Source organism: Leeuwenhoekiella palythoae, from assembly GCF_020310025.1.
In the GTDB taxonomy this organism is placed as follows: Bacteria; Bacteroidota; Bacteroidia; order Flavobacteriales; family Flavobacteriaceae; genus Leeuwenhoekiella; species Leeuwenhoekiella palythoae.
The window spans coordinates 3038830-3055223 of sequence record NZ_CP084318.1; the positions used below are offsets into that span (position 1 = coordinate 3038830).

Annotated in this window: 14 protein-coding genes; 8 read left to right on the plus strand and 6 right to left on the minus strand. The window is 39.9% G+C overall.

Annotated features, from left to right (window positions below; translation table 11 throughout):
* Positions 1–18: 18 nt before the first annotated feature.
* The 4 genes from LDL79_RS12995 to LDL79_RS13010 form a co-directional block, all read right to left on the minus strand.
* Positions 19–657: a hypothetical protein gene (locus LDL79_RS12995; RefSeq protein ID WP_225597989.1), complete on the minus strand. Its 639-nt coding sequence runs from the start codon at positions 655–657 to the stop codon at positions 19–21.
* A gap of 129 nt (positions 658–786) precedes the next feature.
* Entirely contained in the window at positions 787–1644 is an 858-nt protein-coding gene (locus tag LDL79_RS13000) for a universal stress protein (RefSeq protein WP_225597990.1), read from the minus strand.
* A 2-nt stretch (positions 1645–1646) separates the two neighbouring features.
* Positions 1647–3257, minus strand: a complete 1611-nt coding sequence (locus LDL79_RS13005) for a BCCT family transporter (RefSeq protein WP_072979966.1) — start codon at positions 3255–3257, stop codon at positions 1647–1649.
* Positions 3258–3269: 12 nt separating this feature from the next.
* The gene (locus tag LDL79_RS13010; protein ID WP_225597991.1) at positions 3270–4406 is read right to left on the minus strand and encodes a hypothetical protein; all 1137 of its coding nucleotides are present in this window, start codon (positions 4404–4406) and stop codon (positions 3270–3272) included.
* 145 nt (positions 4407–4551) lie between these two features.
* On the opposite strand from LDL79_RS13010, the gene LDL79_RS13015 reads away from it, so the two are divergent.
* From LDL79_RS13015 to LDL79_RS13025, 3 genes are all read left to right on the plus strand, one after another.
* The gene (locus tag LDL79_RS13015) at positions 4552–4896 is read left to right on the plus strand and encodes a DUF1801 domain-containing protein (RefSeq protein WP_225597992.1); all 345 of its coding nucleotides are present in this window, start codon (positions 4552–4554) and stop codon (positions 4894–4896) included.
* Between the two features lie 113 nt (positions 4897–5009).
* A complete protein-coding gene (locus tag LDL79_RS13020) occupies positions 5010–6167 on the plus strand; it encodes an acetyltransferase domain-containing protein (protein ID WP_225597993.1) in 1158 nt (385 codons plus the stop codon).
* A 265-nt stretch (positions 6168–6432) separates the two neighbouring features.
* The gene (locus tag LDL79_RS13025; RefSeq protein WP_225597994.1) at positions 6433–7332 is read left to right on the plus strand and encodes an alpha/beta hydrolase family protein; all 900 of its coding nucleotides are present in this window, start codon (positions 6433–6435) and stop codon (positions 7330–7332) included.
* Positions 7333–7417: 85 nt separating this feature from the next.
* On the opposite strand, the gene LDL79_RS13030 is transcribed toward LDL79_RS13025, so the two are convergent.
* Both LDL79_RS13030 and kdsA read right to left on the minus strand, forming a co-directional pair.
* Positions 7418–9322 (minus strand): TlpA family protein disulfide reductase, encoded by a 1905-nt coding sequence (locus LDL79_RS13030; protein WP_225597995.1) that lies wholly within the window; start codon positions 9320–9322, stop codon positions 7418–7420.
* 208 nt (positions 9323–9530) lie between these two features.
* Positions 9531–10346, minus strand: coding sequence for a 3-deoxy-8-phosphooctulonate synthase (kdsA, locus tag LDL79_RS13035; protein ID WP_072979958.1), 816 nt, complete (start codon positions 10344–10346; stop codon positions 9531–9533).
* Positions 10347–10625: 279 nt separating this feature from the next.
* Between kdsA and typA the strand changes: the two genes are divergently transcribed.
* From typA to LDL79_RS13060, 5 genes are all read left to right on the plus strand, one after another.
* The gene (typA, locus tag LDL79_RS13040) at positions 10626–12422 is read left to right on the plus strand and encodes a translational GTPase TypA (protein ID WP_225597996.1); all 1797 of its coding nucleotides are present in this window, start codon (positions 10626–10628) and stop codon (positions 12420–12422) included.
* Between the two features lie 131 nt (positions 12423–12553).
* The gene (locus LDL79_RS13045; RefSeq protein WP_225597997.1) at positions 12554–12895 is read left to right on the plus strand and encodes a hypothetical protein; all 342 of its coding nucleotides are present in this window, start codon (positions 12554–12556) and stop codon (positions 12893–12895) included.
* 98 nt (positions 12896–12993) lie between these two features.
* Complete coding sequence (locus LDL79_RS13050) at positions 12994–13995, plus strand: GNAT family N-acetyltransferase (protein ID WP_225597998.1); 1002 nt, start codon at positions 12994–12996, stop codon at positions 13993–13995.
* A complete protein-coding gene (locus LDL79_RS13055) occupies positions 13992–15092 on the plus strand; it encodes a DegT/DnrJ/EryC1/StrS family aminotransferase (RefSeq protein WP_225597999.1) in 1101 nt (366 codons plus the stop codon). Before LDL79_RS13050 ends, LDL79_RS13055 begins: the two co-directional genes overlap by 4 nt.
* Complete coding sequence (locus LDL79_RS13060; RefSeq protein ID WP_225598000.1) at positions 15085–16377, plus strand: O-antigen translocase; 1293 nt, start codon at positions 15085–15087, stop codon at positions 16375–16377. The genes LDL79_RS13055 and LDL79_RS13060 overlap by 8 nt, the downstream gene beginning before the upstream one ends.
* Positions 16378–16394 lie beyond the last annotated feature (17 nt).

A 16394-nucleotide genomic window follows, 5' to 3' on the forward strand; every position in this document is an offset into this window, starting at 1 on the left:
AAAAGGCGTCTGTTGCAATTACTTATCGTATTTGTTGTAAAGTATGATTCCGTAAATGATATGAAAAATTCCGAAGCCAAGCGCCCAAAAGTAAATACCGAAACCTATAAACTGCGTTGCCACTAGACCGATCATCAGATTTGCTAATCCCAGATATTTAATGTCTCCTACGGTAAATTTACTGGCATTTAGTAGCGCGAGGCCGTAAAAAATGAGTGTGGTAGGCGCAACCAAACCTATAAATTCATATTGCAAAAATACTAAGCAGAATAAACCACCTGCCACTAGCGGAACAGCAAAATTAAACAGCAATCGCTTAGAAACCGGATTCCATAACTGCTCATTACGTTTTTTTGCTTTTTTAATTGTGAGAAAAGCTCCTGTCAAAAGGGCTAATGCCAGCGTAAGCAGTGCTGCCAGCATAAGGTCACCAATCGCATCATAACTCAGTAAAAACCGACCGATGGCTTTGCCCGCATTGGAGTTCGCGGTATACGCACTTACTTCAGCAATTCTAAAATGGGCATAGGCTGCTGCTGCTATAGCATAAATTCCGGCGAGGATTCCTGAGAGACCGCTTAGCGACATAAAACGAGAAGAACGGCTCATCATCGTTTTGATCTCAGAGATATCATTTAAATAGTCACGATCTTTCATATAAAGTACTTTGAAATACAAAGTAAATGTATTTTTTCAGATTACGCAATAAAAAAACCTCTTGGATTCAAGAGGTTTTTTTGGAGTTGCTAAACCATTTATTGAGCGGGGTTTCTCTAAAATCAAAGTCTATTTTACCACCAGAAGCGGACAGCTGAGATGTTCGTCAAACAGTTCTTCGGTTAGACTACCAATGAGTAGTGACGAGATATTATTACTGCCTTTATCAGATAGAATAAGCAAATCTGGTTTTTGCTTTTGAAGCTCTATTTGAAATTTATCTCCAACACTTTTATCTTTTGCAAAAAGCAACTGACTATGGTCTGGAGCAGGGGAGGTAGACTTTTTAAAGAATTTAGTAGACTTCTGCTCAAGGTGCTTTTCAATCTTTTTTACCGCATCCTCACTGCTCACGTAAGGCGAAAACTGCATCGGTACGTGGTAGATGTGCACGGCACTTAGTTGTGTAGAAGGTTGGTGACGTAAATTTTCAGCAAATGCAAACGACTTTTTAGAAGGATTGGAGAAATCAGTACCTACCCACAAATTATCTAACTTCAGTGGCGCCGCTTCAGGAACACTCAGAATGCTGCATTTTAACAAGCGAAGCAGTTTTGAGGTGACGACGCCCGTTCCTTCTTTTGGCGGTTTATTACCCACAATAGTCAGGTCTATCTGGTATTTATTAACGATATAATGAATCAGCGATTCTGTGTTAGAATCTTCAGAGATCAACACTTCCCAGCTCATACTGCCGGTAAAGCGTTCTTCAATTTTATCATTCAACTCATCACCGATGAGTTGGTCAAGATTAAGTTTGCTCAACTCTTCTTCAAAAAGGGCTGAGATTTCATATTTCTTGATATTATGAACGAAATAGACGTGCTCAGCGTTTAGTTTTTCGGCTAAATACGCACTGTATTCAATAAGGTGATTGTCTAGTGTTGAAAGGTCTAGAGCGACCAGTATGTTCTTAATACGATCCATAATTATTCGGTTTTATTTCTGCGTGCAACAATCTCTTTAACGACTTCTTCATAGTCATCCATTTGCTTTTCAGATTTTTTCTTTTCCAATTTCTGAAGATCTTCTCGCAAGCCTTTGTATAAGGAGTAGCACATTATGAGAAGAATAATGGCGAAAGGCAAGCCGGTTACAATAGTAGCTGTTTGTAAGGCTTCGAGTCCGCCGCCTATTAAAAGCACGGCGGCTACGGTACCTTCGGTTACCGCCCAAAAAATGCGTTGCCCAACTGGAGCTTCAATTTTTCCGCCCGAAGTTAAACTGTCTACTACCAGCGATCCGGAGTCTGATGAGGTGATGAAGAATCCTGCGATAAGAATAACAGCTACAATGTTTATGATCATCGAGAGCGGGTAATCTTCAAAGAATACAAAAAGCGCGGTTGCGATATCATCTTTCACCGCCGAAACAATCGTCATATCACCGCCTAAAGCCTGCTGAATCGCAACACTACCAAAAGATGACATCCAGAAGAAGGTCACTAACGAAGGAACTAGCAAAACGCCGAGAATGAATTCACGTATAGTTCTTCCTTTAGAAATACGTGCGATAAACATCCCCACAAAAGGTGACCAGCCAATCCACCAGCCCCAATAAAAAACGGTCCAGTCGTTTTGCCAAGAGGTTCCGCTAAAGGTTTCACTCCAGGTAGAGATCTTCAAGAAATTAAAGAGATAGCTTCCTGTATTTTCCACAAAAGATCTAAAAATAAAGAGCGTGGGCCCTAAGATTAGCGCGAGAAGTAATAATACTACTGCTACGCGCATATTCCATTCACTCAGAATACGTACCCCTTTATCAACACCAAGAACTACTGATGTAGTGGCAACCAATGTGATACCGGCAATTAAAAGCACTTGCGTAAGTATTCCGTCAGGGAGACCAAAAACGTGATTGAGTCCGCTCGCGATCTGTTGCACTCCAAAACCTAAACTTGTGGCTAAACCAAAAAGCGTAGCGAGTACCGCAAAAACATCAATAGCATCGCCTATTTTTCCGTGGATTTTATCGCCTAAAAATGGGTAAAAGATAGACCGGATGGTTAAGGGCAAGCCGCGGGAATACGTGAAATAGGAGAGGGCAAGACCTACCAGCGCATACACAGCCCAAGCGTGAAAACCCCAATGTAAAAAGGTGAAATTCATCGCTTCTTGAGCTGCTGCGACTGTGTTGGGTTCAGCCGTAGGCGGACTCATTAAATGCTTGACAGGTTCTGCAACGCCAAAGAATAACAGGCCAATCCCCATCCCTGCGCTAAAGAGCATCGCAAACCAAGACATCGTCTTAAATTCGGGTTTTGCCTTTTGCCCACCAATTCTGAGTTTACCGTATTTTCCTAAAGCTAGATAGACCAGAAAAATGAGAAACAAGTTGATGGTTAGAATAAAAAACCAGTCGGCTTTTTCAGCAACAGCGTGCTGGATGTCTGCAAATATCTTTTCGGCTTTCTTCTCATAAATAAGCGTCAATGCAATACTTATGATGATAAATATTGCCGAAGTAAAAAACACCGGTCCGTTGACTTCGAGTCCAAAAATTGATTTCTTTTCGTCGCTTCGCGTAATTTTTTTTGCCATAAAATGATTCGGTTAAAAGTAGTATCCAATATTTATATTAAAACGGGCTTCCCATTTCGCATCGGGATTTCCGGTAGAAAAATCATCGATAAAGTTTCCGCCCAACCAAGAGTGATTGTAGCCGGCAGCATAATCAATGTAGGTGTACACCTGACCTGCGGTAACTAAAACGCCGGTCACATTTTGAAAAGAGTCTGTAAACTCTTGTTCTTTTTTCTGCATATACCCAAAGTCGTTATAAACTTCAAGCTGTGAGATAGATCCCCAATTGACCTTAAAGGTTTTTGAAAGCGCCGCGGTGTACATATTAAAATCGGCTGCTACCTCATACGGTGTCCCGTAGGCTCCCATTTGTACGATGGCATTAGATTGCCCTGTTTCGTTCTCAGGATTATGCGCTACGGTGATCGCTTCGGTTTTAAGATTCCACGAATTGTAATCTACCTCATAGTGCAGCGCCAGCGCATAGTGATTTCCGTTAGTGTCAGTATCTATATTATACAAACTTCCGTATTGACCAGAAAATCCAATGCGGTGTTTAGCGGTATTGCCTAGTTTGCGCACAAGTTTCAGGTTAAACTGATTGGTCTCTTTATTTCTGCCTACGATGTCGTACGAGTACCTGCTAGAACTGTTTTCTACATCACCACCAAAGTTGAGCTCTTCGGCATTTTTAAGAAACGCAACGGCGTAGTCCCAGTTTGCTCCGGTATGCACATATTTTAAACCCATATCGTGATCATCCTCAAGACCTGCGTAATAGGTAATGTTGAAAAACCAGTTATGTGAATTGTACTGCTTGATCCCAAAAGGCACATAAACCAGACCGGCGTGTACTTCGTCTTTTTCAGAGAATTTGTAGCCCACCCAACCTTGTTTCAGGAAGCCGCCACCAAAAGCATCAGAATACAAGCGGTATTCGGCATTGAGAAAAACCTTTTTGTAAGAAGCTTTAGCGTTTATGCGGAACATATCGTAACCCAGTTCGCCACCTTTTGTTTTTTGTTCTTCCTTCCAAGAAGAATAGATATAATTGAAGCGTAATGCACCTCCCAGTTCTAGTTTTGGTTTATCTTTATTTTGTCCAAAACTTAAAAACGGAAACATAAAAGTGCACAGCAGACTTGAATAGATGTAGTTTTTAATCATTCACAATTGGATTAGGGATTTTTGTAGAATTGGAAAAATAGATGGAAATTTTAGGAAAAACCGTCCAAAATCACCTAATTAATAGTTTTTTAATGTTTTTAAAAGATTTTTTTAAGGTTTTCACAAGTTTTAAAATCCAGATGGTATGAATCCGGCAGCACATTATATTTTTTCTAAACCAGAACCTTTTAAAAGTATTTTACTGCAATTGCAGTTACTTGTAGAACATACGGTACCCGAAGCAGAACTGCTGTACAAATGGCATTTGCCATTTTATTATTTGAATGGAAAAATGTTCTGTTTCCTGAATTTTAGAAAGCGTTTTGTAGACCTGAGTTTTATCTACGGAAACGAATTAATCGACCCAGAAAAGCATTTGGTCGCCGGTGAGGGGAGAAAAAGATTACGCTCGCTGCGTTTTGATACCACCGAAGCTATTGATGCGGAAATGGTGATTTCCTTCTTAGAACAAGCCAAAAAGCTACGCTAATTGTAGTAAGCGCGGCACACACTACAGAATCATTTTTAAAAAAAGACTTCGTGACATTTGTCAAAGGCTAAGCCTGATTTTTACGGTAGTTTTGCGTTACCTAAAATTGACTTATGACCCCTGAAAAAGCTTTAAACGCCAAAAGCAAACGTATACACGCAATAGACATACTACGTGGTTTGGTAATTCTCCTGATGCTGGTAGACCATACCAGAGAACGTTTTTTTCTGCACGAGCAAGTGACCGATCCTATGCAAATTGATGCGACAAGTACTTCGTTATTCTTTACGAGATTGACTGCGCATTTTTGCGCTCCCATTTTTGTATTTCTAACCGGATTATCCGCGTGGTTGTATGCGCATCCGCGTCAAAAACCACAACGTTCTGCAAGTGGCTTTCTTTTTAAACGCGGTCTGTTTTTAATTCTTTTAGAAGTTACGCTCATCAATTTTTCTTGGTTTGGTAGCTACCAAGCTTTGTATTTACAGGTGATGTGGGCGATAGGTTTAAGTATGATCGCTTTAGCAATCCTTGTCAAAATGCCGGGTTATCTCATAGGAGTTTTAGGTTTACTAATTGTTTTTGGTCACAACGCATTGACACCCATTAGCTTCACGCCAGAAGAGTGGATGTATCCTATTTGGACAATTTTACACGATCGCGGTTATTTGATTCAAGATGCGATGATACCGGTAAAAATTTCATATCCTTTATTACCGTGGATCGGTGTTATCGCGTTGGGTTATTTTGCCGGACCCGTTTATGATGCTGCATTACAGGTGCAGCAACGCTATAAGTGGCTTTTAGGTGTAGGAGTTTCGAGCTTGATCTTGCTGCTCATTCTGAGAGGTTTTAATATTTATGGTGAAACACTCCCTTGGGAGCAGCGGCAAACTGTTTTAGAAACTGTAAGTTCTTTTCTCAATTTCACTAAATACCCACCTTCGTTAGATTTTATTCTGCTTACGCTAGGAGTAGGGGCATTACTGCTCTATGTATTTGAGCGTTTTGAGCATCGCTGGATGCTTGTGCTAAAAACCTTTGGTTCAGTACCTATGTTTTTTTACATAGTGCATTTGTATTTGTTGTTACTTATTTACTCTGTAGGAGTACAATTTTTTGGTACAAATAAAGGCGATTATCTAGGCGTTGATCACGTTTGGATGGTTTGGGCGATCGCTGCTGTATTAGCCTCTTTATTGTATTGGCCTACCAAGTGGTTTTCAGCATACAAAAAAGCGAGTAGCGCTACGTGGATAAAGTATTTTTAAAATGGAAACCCCGGTACAAATAGCTTTTGTACCAGGGTTTATTGGTAGTATAGGGTAAGATATTCTGAGGTAATTACCTGTGAATGTGATTATATTGACATTAGCTGAATTCCAGTAATTTATTTTCGTACATTAAAGATTTTCTTTTAAGCCTTCTACAATGCTGTGGATTGAAAAGTTCATTTTATAGGATTATTAATACGTATGGCTATAGGCTTTTAGCTGGAATTAAAATGGAATACTAACATTTACTTCAAACCCTTTTATGATGAAAAATTTTATTAAAAGTCTATCGCTATCATTGCTGATTTTTTGCTCGATACCAAATTTTGCACAGGAAGTAGAAGCCATTAATACAGAAACTTACGCGCTATACAAACCCTCGAATACTGAAGCTGTCTTGGTTTTGTTTGGGGGATTTGGAGAAAACGCTGCGGGTATTGAAAACGAGTACCCAATAACCGATATGGCCTTATCTAAAAATGTTGCAGTAGCCTATCTAAATTATAATCGTAAGATTTTTTTGCAGGAGGAAGAAAAGGCGCAATTGGCACTGATGCTTCTGAATCTAATCGCTGCAAATAACCTGCCTGACGATGAGGTTTATATAGGAGGGTTATCAAGTGGAGGTGCTATTGCTTTGCTCATTGCTGATTTTCTTGCTGAAAACACATCTTACACTATTGCGCCCAAAGGTGTATTTGCTGTTGATTCACCCGTAGATCTGGCCGCAATGTATCGTATTGCAGAAAGTAATGTGAAACGTAATTTTTCCCCAGCTGCGGCAGGAGAATCTGCATTTATGCTACAATATTTTAATGCGCAATTGGGCAATCCTGATGATACTATTGAACCTTATGAGAACTATAGTTCATTTGTTTATGAAACTGGAAACTATCAAAACCTCAAGGCATTAAAAGACACGAAGATTCGATTATATACGGAGCCTGATAAAACGTGGTGGAAAGAAAACATGGGGATTGATTACGAGCAGATGAATGCATATCACCTAAAGCGCTTATCAGAATTATTAACCGCTGAAGGATTTAAAGATGTTGAGTTCATTACTACAGAAGATAAAGGATATCGAGCAGACGGCAGTAGAAATCCGCACAGCTGGTCAATTGTAGATCAAGAAGACTTGCTAAAGTGGATGCTTGATTAATTAGTAAACCAAAAAAAATCCGTGTCAGTGAATAACCAACACGGATTTCTTATTTCTCTAACGTCTAACGTCTAACGTCTAACGTTTACTGCCCACTGGCTAGTGCGATCATCATATCAAGTTCTTCAACCAGACCGTCTGTATTGCCGTCAAATCCTACGGCTTTAAACTTGATTTTTCCATCTGGGCCTAGCACAAATTTCGTAGGAATTCCATCAACTTCATAAGCAGAAACCACATCATATTCCCGGCTTCCTTCTTCTTTGGGCGTATCCATAAGCACGTTAAAGGTGTATGCATTAGAAGCGATAAAATCAGTAACTCCTTTTTCACGAGCCTCGCCACTGGTACTTTCCCAAGTATCGATAAATAAAAATTCAACCTGATCGTTGTCAGCATATTTAGTCACTGCTTTTTGCATTCCCGGGAACGAGATTTTACACGGTCCGCACCAGGTTGCCCAGAAGTCAAGTACCACGGTCTTTCCTTTAAGATCAGCCAGTGTGATTTCTTCACCATTTAAATTCTTCAGGTTAAAGGTTGGTGCTTCTTCATCAATCATTTCTTTTTTCAATTCGGCTAAAGCATTATCGTGCGCAATTTTTTCGAGTCCGCTCAAGTAGTTTTCAAAGTCTTCATCTTGCTCTGTGGCTGTATATGCGGTCTTCAAATATTCTTTTGTAGCAGTAGTTCCGTTGCCGTCTTTGATGTATTCTGTAGCTTTTTCCACCACTTTATCATATTGCTCATCAGCAGTCAAGAATTGTAAGTAGCGCTCAGTCACGTCTGCGGTTGCGCGGTCTGCAACGGCTACTTCCTGAGCAGCGATTGCTTCTTTAACCTTTCCTTGTTTGAATAAAATCAGGCCGTAGGTGTCAGAATACATTGCTTTAGTAGAAGCTAAGCTCTTTTCAAACTGCTTTGCAGTATAATAATCAGGTTTATCTGATCTTTGGGCATCGATGATGTCTAGAGATTGCTTTGACATTGTTTCCGCAACTTCTAATTCTTCACCATTTTCGGCACGTTCCCAAGCTAGATTATTCAAGATGGAAGCCTTAGACATATCATCAGAAGCCTTATCCATATACTCTTTATACGCTTCAATATTCCCATTTTCTAAGAATGTGGTCGCAATCGTACGATATAAAAAGTCTTTCTGAGTCCCATCGGCTCCGGAGTTTTCATTAAAATCATCTAAAATTTCTAACTGTTCATCTACACTTTTTGCCTGACGCATTTGAGTAACATAATTGTTGAGCACCCAAGTGTTTTTAGGATATTCTGTTTTTAAAATAGCTAATAACGAATCTTGAGCCGGTTGATCTTTTTTAAATTGAGCAAGTCTAAAAAGGATTGTATAATCCTTTTCGGTAAGTGTTTTTCCAGAATACGAATCAATAGTTTTTTGAGCTAGCGTATTTGCTTGTTCAGCATCAGAACGGCTCATTAAATAGATTTGTGGCAACAGCCAGTCTTCACTGCTAGCGGCGTCATTTTCCAAAGCTTGAGTGTAAGCTGCTAAGGTTGAATCAGATTCCGTTTTGATTCCGTAATAACTTCCTCGGCCAGAAATATAATGTGCAATGGCCACTTTGGAGGAAGGAAGCATTTCGCCCTCAGCATTATAAAGATTTACCGAATATCCCTTTTCGTTATTGGCTTCATATTCTTTCCCATTCTTAAAGTGGAAAATCAAACCATCGGCCGAATCCGGAATTTTGATAGCGTCGGTAAAACGCTCACCATCCTTAATCAAATTCAGATCTACAGGATATGCATAAGATTTTACGGTATACACGTAAAAAGCTTCAGGGGCTAAAGAATCTTTTAAAGTATAGGAAACTTTTAAACTATCACCCGGTGAAGGTTTAGTTTCAGAAAGTTCAAGATTACCAATGCTAAGCGGAGTTTCTTTAGGTTTGTCTGAGCAAGAAAGAAGGCTTAAAGCAGTAAAGGCTAAAATTGCCGAAAGGCGTAAGTGTTTCATAATAATGTCTTTTGATTGTACTTAAATGTACTAAGAATTTAGTTTACTGCTGATTCTCTAAATTTTTAATTTTCAATACCTAATGCCGAAAGGCCAGGGATTTTTAGAATTTGGCAAAATAGGACCGAAAAAATAAAGGTTCTACAAAAGCAGCGCTTTTGAGAACCTTTTAATTATTAAATATGAATTATGTTAAAACCGAAACTTTTTAGTCGATCACTACTTGGCGTATCGCTACGAGCTTGGTTAACAGGCCTTCCAATAAACTTAGGTCAAGCATATTAGCACCATCACTTTTTGCGTTTTTAGGATCAAAATGCGTCTCGATAAACAAACCGTCAACTCCGGCAGCGATACCCGCTTTGGCCATTGTACCGATTAACTCCGGGCGACCGCCGGTCACGCCGCTGCTTTGGTTTGGTTGTTGCAAACTGTGCGTTACGTCAAGCACGGTGGGAGCATAACTTTTCATAGTAGGAATCCCCCTAAAATCAACGATAAGGTCTTGGTAACCAAACATCGTTCCGCGGTCTGTGATCCAGACATTTTCATTGCCGGTATCAGTCACTTTGGTTACGGCATGTTTCATTGCTTCCGGACTCATAAATTGTCCTTTTTTCAAGTTGACCACTTTTCCGGTTTCTGCGGCTGCGACCACCAGATCAGTTTGACGTACTAAGAATGCCGGGATTTGTAGCACATCTACATATTCTGCAGCCATTGCGGCGTCCTCATTTACGTGAATATCCGTTACGGTAGGAACATCAAAAGTCTCTGAAACTTTGCGTAAGATCTTCAGTGCTTTTTCATCGCCAATCCCGGTAAAGCTGTCAATTCGGCTACGATTAGCTTTTTTAAAACTTCCTTTAAATACGTAAGGAATTTTCAGTTTATCGGTAATGCTCACGATCTCTTCAGCGATGCGAAGTGCCATCTCTTCACCTTCTATTGCGCAAGGCCCTGCAAGCAGAAAAAAGTTGTTACCGTCAGTGTGTTTTATTTTGGGAATATTTGAAAGTTTCATCAGTATAAATTTAAGCGGCAAAGATACGGCTTTGTAGAAGATTATGTTTTTGTTGAAAATGCATTTCGAAAGGTCTCTTTTACAGGTGAGAATTAGTACTTGAAGATTAAAGGGATAAAACAAGTTAAGCTAGCATTAAAAAATGGTTGTATTTTAACCCTGAAAATCAAAATATTAGCGCTTTTTCTAAGCTTTTTTAGGACCTCAAAACATTATAGGAATAAGTCGCTTATAATCCATTAATTACCACTATATTTGCGCCCTTAAAATAAGGCCTCTATGGATATTAAAAACATTGCGATTATCGCGCACGTTGACCACGGTAAGACTACTTTGGTAGACAAAATTATGTACCATTGCCAGTTGTTTCGTGAAAACGAAAACACCGGTGACCTCATTCTTGATAACAATGATCTTGAGCGTGAACGTGGTATTACCATTACTTCAAAAAACGTTTCTGTAACCTATAAGGATACTAAGATCAATATCATTGATACTCCTGGTCACGCCGACTTTGGTGGTGAGGTAGAGCGTGTTTTAAATATGGCAGACGGGGTTTTACTACTTGTAGATGCCTTTGAAGGTCCTATGCCGCAAACGCGTTTTGTACTTCAAAAAGCGATTGACTTAGGGTTAAAGCCTTGTGTGGTGATCAACAAAGTTGATAAAGAAAACTGTACACCAGACGAAGTGCACGAGAAAGTTTTTGACTTGATGTTTGAGTTGGGTGCAGAAGAGTGGCAGCTAGATTTCCCTGCAGTTTATGGTTCTGCGAAGAACAACTGGATGAGCGAAGACTGGCAAAAGCAAACTGAAAATATTGAGCCGCTTCTTGATATGGTAATGGAGCATATTCCTTCGCCAAAAATTGAAGAAGGTACGGTGCAAATGTTGATCACTTCTTTAGATTACTCTTCATTCACCGGTCGTATCGCGATTGGTCGTTTGCAGCGTGGTACGTTAAAAGAAGGAATGCAAGTATCGCTTGTAAAGCGTGACGGAAGCATTAAAAAATCACGTATTAAAGAATTACACACTTTTGAAGGTCTCGGTCGAATTAAAGTGGCTGAGGTTCAGGCAGGAGATATTTGTGCGCTTGTAGGTCTTGAAGGTTTTGAAATTGGTGATACTGTTGCCGATTTTGAAAATCCTGAAGCGCTTAAAACCATCGCGATCGATGAGCCTACGATGAGTATGTTGTTTACGATCAACGATTCACCTTTCTTCGGTAAAGACGGAAAATTCGTGACTTCACGTCATATCAAAGATCGTCTGACTAAAGAATTAGAGAAAAACCTTGCATTGCGTGTAGAGGAGACAGACAGCGCCGATAAATTTATGGTTTACGGTCGTGGGGTATTGCACTTATCTGTTTTGATCGAGACGATGCGTCGTGAAGGATACGAACTGCAAATCGGTCAGCCACAGGTAATCATTAAAGAGATCGATGGCGTTAAATGTGAGCCTGTTGAAGAATTAACTATTGATTTACCGGAGAATGTTTCTGGTAAAGCGGTTGAATTCGTAACCTTGAGAAAAGGGGAGATGTTGAGTATGGAAGCTAAAGGTGATCGTATGGTTTGTGAGTTTATCATTCCATCGCGAGGTATCATTGGTTTACGTAATCAATTATTGACAGCAACCGCTGGTGAGGCAATTATGGCACACCGTTATAAAGAATATCAGCCATTAAAAGGAGGTATTCCAGAGCGTTTAAATGGTTCACTAGTTTCTATTGAAAAAGGTACGGCAATCCCTTATTCTATCGATAAACTTCAGGATCGTGGTCGTTTCTTCGTTGATCCGGGTGAAGATATTTATGAAGGTCAGGTAATTGGTGAAAACTCACGTCAGGATGATATGACCGTAAACATCACAAAAACCAAGAAACTTTCTAACGTACGTTCTTCGGGTGCAGATGACAAGGCAAAAATTGTTCCTGCGATCAAATTCAGCTTAGAAGAAGCATTAGAATATATTCAAAAAGATGAGTACGTTGAAGTAACGCCAAATCACTTACGTTTACGTAAAATTTTGCTTACTGAAAACGAGCGCAAACGCAGCAAAGCGATCTAAGCGCAAGCAACTAAATAATAGAAAAGCACTTCCCAAAAGGAGGTGCTTTTTGTTTTTACAGCATATTGTGTGTCAAAACGCAACCTTTTATGTAGTTTATCATCTAGTTTATGAACAACAAACCAGAATAGATGAAATTTAATTTTTTTGCAGTACTTGCTAGTCTTTTAATACTAAGTGCATGTAATGCTGATGATACGGAAGTTACTACAACAACTGCAGCACTTGAAGTTGCGATTAATGATACGCTGATTGTCGCACATCGTGATTCAGCACCTATAGAAGGTGGTCGCGAAGTAAGCGTTCAACCGGAACACGGCGAGGTTTTGCTTGATGCTTTTACTATTAAATATGTTCCCGGTGTTGATTTTACAGGAGAAGATTATCTTGAAGTGACCAATAAAGCATCTAGCGGAGATGCTAATTTTTACATCACTTCCATAGATAAATATACCATCACAGTTACTGAGTAGTGAAAACTATTATATACACGTAAAGCACCTTTTAAAAGGTGCTTTTTTTGTTTGCTTCAAACGGAGGTTATTTTTGTATTTTTCCTTAAAATTTCACGTTGTCAGAGTATCAGATCATACCGTATGCTAAGGAATATAAATCGCGCTGGGATCGCTTTGTAGCTTCTCTAAACGGAACCTATAAAGGCTCAAAAAATACGTCTTTTTTGTTTCAGCGGGATTTTATGGAATACCATCAAGACCGCTTTGAAGATTTCAGTTTATTGATTTTTAAGGAGGAAAAACTGCGTGCAGTATTACCTGCAAATCGGGAGGGAGCTACGCTTTATTCGCATCAAGGTTTGACGTATGGCGGACTCGTTTTAGATGCTGAAATTAGACTGAAAGAAGTCATGGAGTTGTTTAAAGAACTTCTTGATTATCTTTCGCAAAACGGCATCGAAGAGCTCGAACTTAAAATGCTACCGCAATTTTATCAGGAGCTACCGGGAGACGAACTGGACTACCTTCTTTTTCTTACGGAAGCTAAACTCATTAAGGCAGAAACCGCAGCGGTGATCGATTACCGCAATCGTATTCCGTTGAATAGTTCGCGAAAAAATACAGTGAATCAAGCTGTAAAAGCTGAATTTTCGGTTAAAAAAACTACCGATTTTGAACCTTTCTGGAATCAAGTGCTCATCCCAAATCTCGAATCACAGCACGACGCCGAACCCACACATTCTTTAGAAGAAATTACAACGCTTGCAAACCGTTTCAAATACAATATTCATCAATTTGAAGTGCGCGATGCGCAAAACCGTCTTTTGGCTGGCGCGACTATTTTTGAAACGCAAGTGGTGGCGCACGTGCAATATATTTCAGCAACTCCTGAAGGTAAAAAACAGGGCACTTTAGACTTCTTATTTCAGCAGCTGATAGAGGAACATTTTTCGCATAAGTGGTATTTCGATTTTGGCACTTCAAATGAACAGGCGGGAACCAAACTCAATGCTGGCTTACAGTTTTGGAAAGAAACCTTTGGCGCACGCACCAGGATTCAGCGCACCTATAGGTTGCAGACGAAGAATAGCTTTAAACTTGAAAATGTTGTGTTATGATTCCATTTTTAGATTTAAAGAAACTCAATGCGCCTTATATCGAAGTGCTCACTGCTGCTTTTAAAAATACGTTGCACCAGGGCGATTATATTCTTGGTGGGGCCGTAACCTGCTTTGAACACGAGTTTGCTGACTTTTGTGGTACCAACTACTGTTTAGGAACAGGCAATGGTTTTGATGCGCTTCAATTGATTTTTGAAGGCTATAAACAACTAGGGAAATTGCAGGAAGGCGACGAAGTTTTGCTGACGGCCAATTCGTATATCGCGACCGTTCTTGCTGTAATACACGCGGGTTTAAAACCGGTTTTTGTCGAGATTGAAACCTCCACTTTCAATATAGATTTGGAGCAGTTGCCTGAGCCTAATTCTTCTATAAAAGCAATCCTGATCACGCATTTATACGGACAACTAGGTCCGGTAACAGCTGTTGCTGCTTATGCTCAAAAACACAATTTACTTTTTATCGAAGATGCGGCTCAAGCGCATGGAGCGACTTTCAATACTAAGAAAGCAGGAAATTTTGGTGATGCGGCAGCTTTCAGTTTTTACCCTACTAAAAATCTTGGTGCATTGGGAGACGGCGGAGCAGTAACTTCTAATGATGCAGCTTTGATGACGGTTATTAAAAGCTTACGCAATTACGGGAGAACGTCTTTTGCTGAAAATAGTTATGCCGGTTTCAATTCGCGTCTTGATACCTTACAAGCGGCTTTTTTAAGTGAAAAACTGAAACATTTGAATGCTGAGAACCTGCAACGCAGAGCGATTGCAACACGCTATCTCGCTGAAATCACCAATCCGCAAATAACTTTGCCATTTTGGGATAGTTCAGCGCAGCATGTTTTTCATCTCTTTGTCGTTTTGGTAGAAAACCGAGATCATTTCCTCAGTTATCTGAAAAATTCTGAAGTCGGTTTTGGGGTGCATTATGCGATTCCGCCGTATCAACAAAAAGCTTTGAAAGCCTATAATCAACTCAAATTTCCATTAACCGAAAGGGTGGCCCAAACCTGTGTGAGTATACCGTTAAATCCAACTTTGGATGCAGAAGAAGTGACTCAAATCATCAGCGTTTTAAATCTGTATAATGCTTAAGTTTTTACGCCAACTTATCACACAAAACGTATTGCTTAAAGTCAGTTCGTTTAATGCTATGGGTGTTGGTGTACGCTTGGTTTGCGGACTAGTATCTTCAAAACTAATCGCTTTTTATTTGGGGGCCTCCGGGATGGCGGTGCTGGGCGATTTACGCAATTTTATGAGTTCGTTGCAAAGCATTGGACAATTGGGCATCAGCAACGGTGTGATCAAATACAGCGCCGAATTTAAAGACGAAAAAACTCGATTGCAAAAACTGATAAGTACGGTTTTGAAAGTTGGTTTTCTAGCTTCGGTATTTTTGGGCGTTTTGCTCTTTTTTACGGCTTCAGTCATCAATACCCAAGTTTTTAATGCTGAAATAAACTACACCACGATCATTAAGGTATTTGCAGTGGTGCTGCCGTTTTTCACACTCAATGCCTTAATGCTTAACATCATTAACGGCATTGGTAATTACAAAAAAGTAATTCTGATCAACAGTATCACCAACGTGGCCGGTGTAGCACTTAGTGCGATATTAATTGTCAACTATCAGCTTTATGGGGCGATGCTCGCCGTGGTGCTAAGCGCGGGTATTGGTTTACTCATTACCCTAAGCACTGTTTTTAAAAAGCGAAGTCTTTTTAGGGAATTGCTTCAAGAACAGATTGAAGTTTCCATGCTTAAAAAGTTAGCTTCTTACGGCGGAATGACTCTGTTTTCTGCAATCGTTTCTCCTTGGGTGTACATCGCAATTCGCCAAGAGATTATTGCAGTTGACGGACTAGAAAATGCAGGATATTGGGATGCGATGCTTAGGTTGTCTGATTATTATTTAATGTTCGCGACTACCTTGCTTACACTTTACATTTTACCGAAACTGTCTGCTGCGACATCAAAAAAGGAATTCAGAGCTGAAGTATTTCGGTTTTACAAGACGTTTTTGCCACTATTTGGAGCGGGATTGATCGTTCTGTACTTTATAAAAACCTGGATCATCCGGTTGGTTTATAGCCCTTCTTTCTTAGATATGCAGCCTATTTTTATCTGGCAGTTGGCGGGTGATTTCTTTAGAGTCGCAAGTTTGGTGATCGCGTACCAAATGCTGGCAAAAAATAAATTTTGGCTTTTCATAGGTACGCAAGTGCTCTCGCTGAGTATTATTTATTTTAGTAGTGTTTTCTTTATTCAAGATTATGGTTTTGTGGGTGCGGCAATGGGGCATTTGCTGAGCTATGTGCTTTATTTGTTGGTACTGTTGTTTATTTTTCGAAACGCTTTATTCGGTAAGTTGTGTTAAAATCTCTGGCCTCATTA

What these genes read in the sequence shown, in the direction of transcription:
- LDL79_RS12995 (WP_225597989.1), bottom strand. Translation starts at nt 657, where the DNA reads ATGAAAGATCGTGACTATTTAAATGATATCTCTGAGATCAAAACGATG.
- LDL79_RS13000 (WP_225597990.1), bottom strand. Translation starts at nt 1,644, where the DNA reads ATGGATCGTATTAAGAACATACTGGTCGCTCTAGACCTTTCAACACTA.
- LDL79_RS13005 (WP_072979966.1), bottom strand. Translation starts at nt 3,257, where the DNA reads ATGGCAAAAAAAATTACGCGAAGCGACGAAAAGAAATCAATTTTTGGA.
- LDL79_RS13010 (WP_225597991.1), bottom strand. Translation starts at nt 4,406, where the DNA reads ATGATTAAAAACTACATCTATTCAAGTCTGCTGTGCACTTTTATGTTT.
- LDL79_RS13015 (WP_225597992.1), top strand. Translation starts at nt 4,552, where the DNA reads ATGAATCCGGCAGCACATTATATTTTTTCTAAACCAGAACCTTTTAAA.
- LDL79_RS13020 (WP_225597993.1), top strand. Translation starts at nt 5,010, where the DNA reads ATGACCCCTGAAAAAGCTTTAAACGCCAAAAGCAAACGTATACACGCA.
- LDL79_RS13025 (WP_225597994.1), top strand. Translation starts at nt 6,433, where the DNA reads ATGATGAAAAATTTTATTAAAAGTCTATCGCTATCATTGCTGATTTTT.
- LDL79_RS13030 (WP_225597995.1), bottom strand. Translation starts at nt 9,322, where the DNA reads ATGAAACACTTACGCCTTTCGGCAATTTTAGCCTTTACTGCTTTAAGC.
- kdsA (WP_072979958.1), bottom strand. Translation starts at nt 10,346, where the DNA reads ATGAAACTTTCAAATATTCCCAAAATAAAACACACTGACGGTAACAAC.
- typA (WP_225597996.1), top strand. Translation starts at nt 10,626, where the DNA reads ATGGATATTAAAAACATTGCGATTATCGCGCACGTTGACCACGGTAAG.
- LDL79_RS13045 (WP_225597997.1), top strand. Translation starts at nt 12,554, where the DNA reads ATGAAATTTAATTTTTTTGCAGTACTTGCTAGTCTTTTAATACTAAGT.
- LDL79_RS13055 (WP_225597999.1), top strand. Translation starts at nt 13,992, where the DNA reads ATGATTCCATTTTTAGATTTAAAGAAACTCAATGCGCCTTATATCGAA.
- LDL79_RS13060 (WP_225598000.1), top strand. Translation starts at nt 15,085, where the DNA reads ATGCTTAAGTTTTTACGCCAACTTATCACACAAAACGTATTGCTTAAA.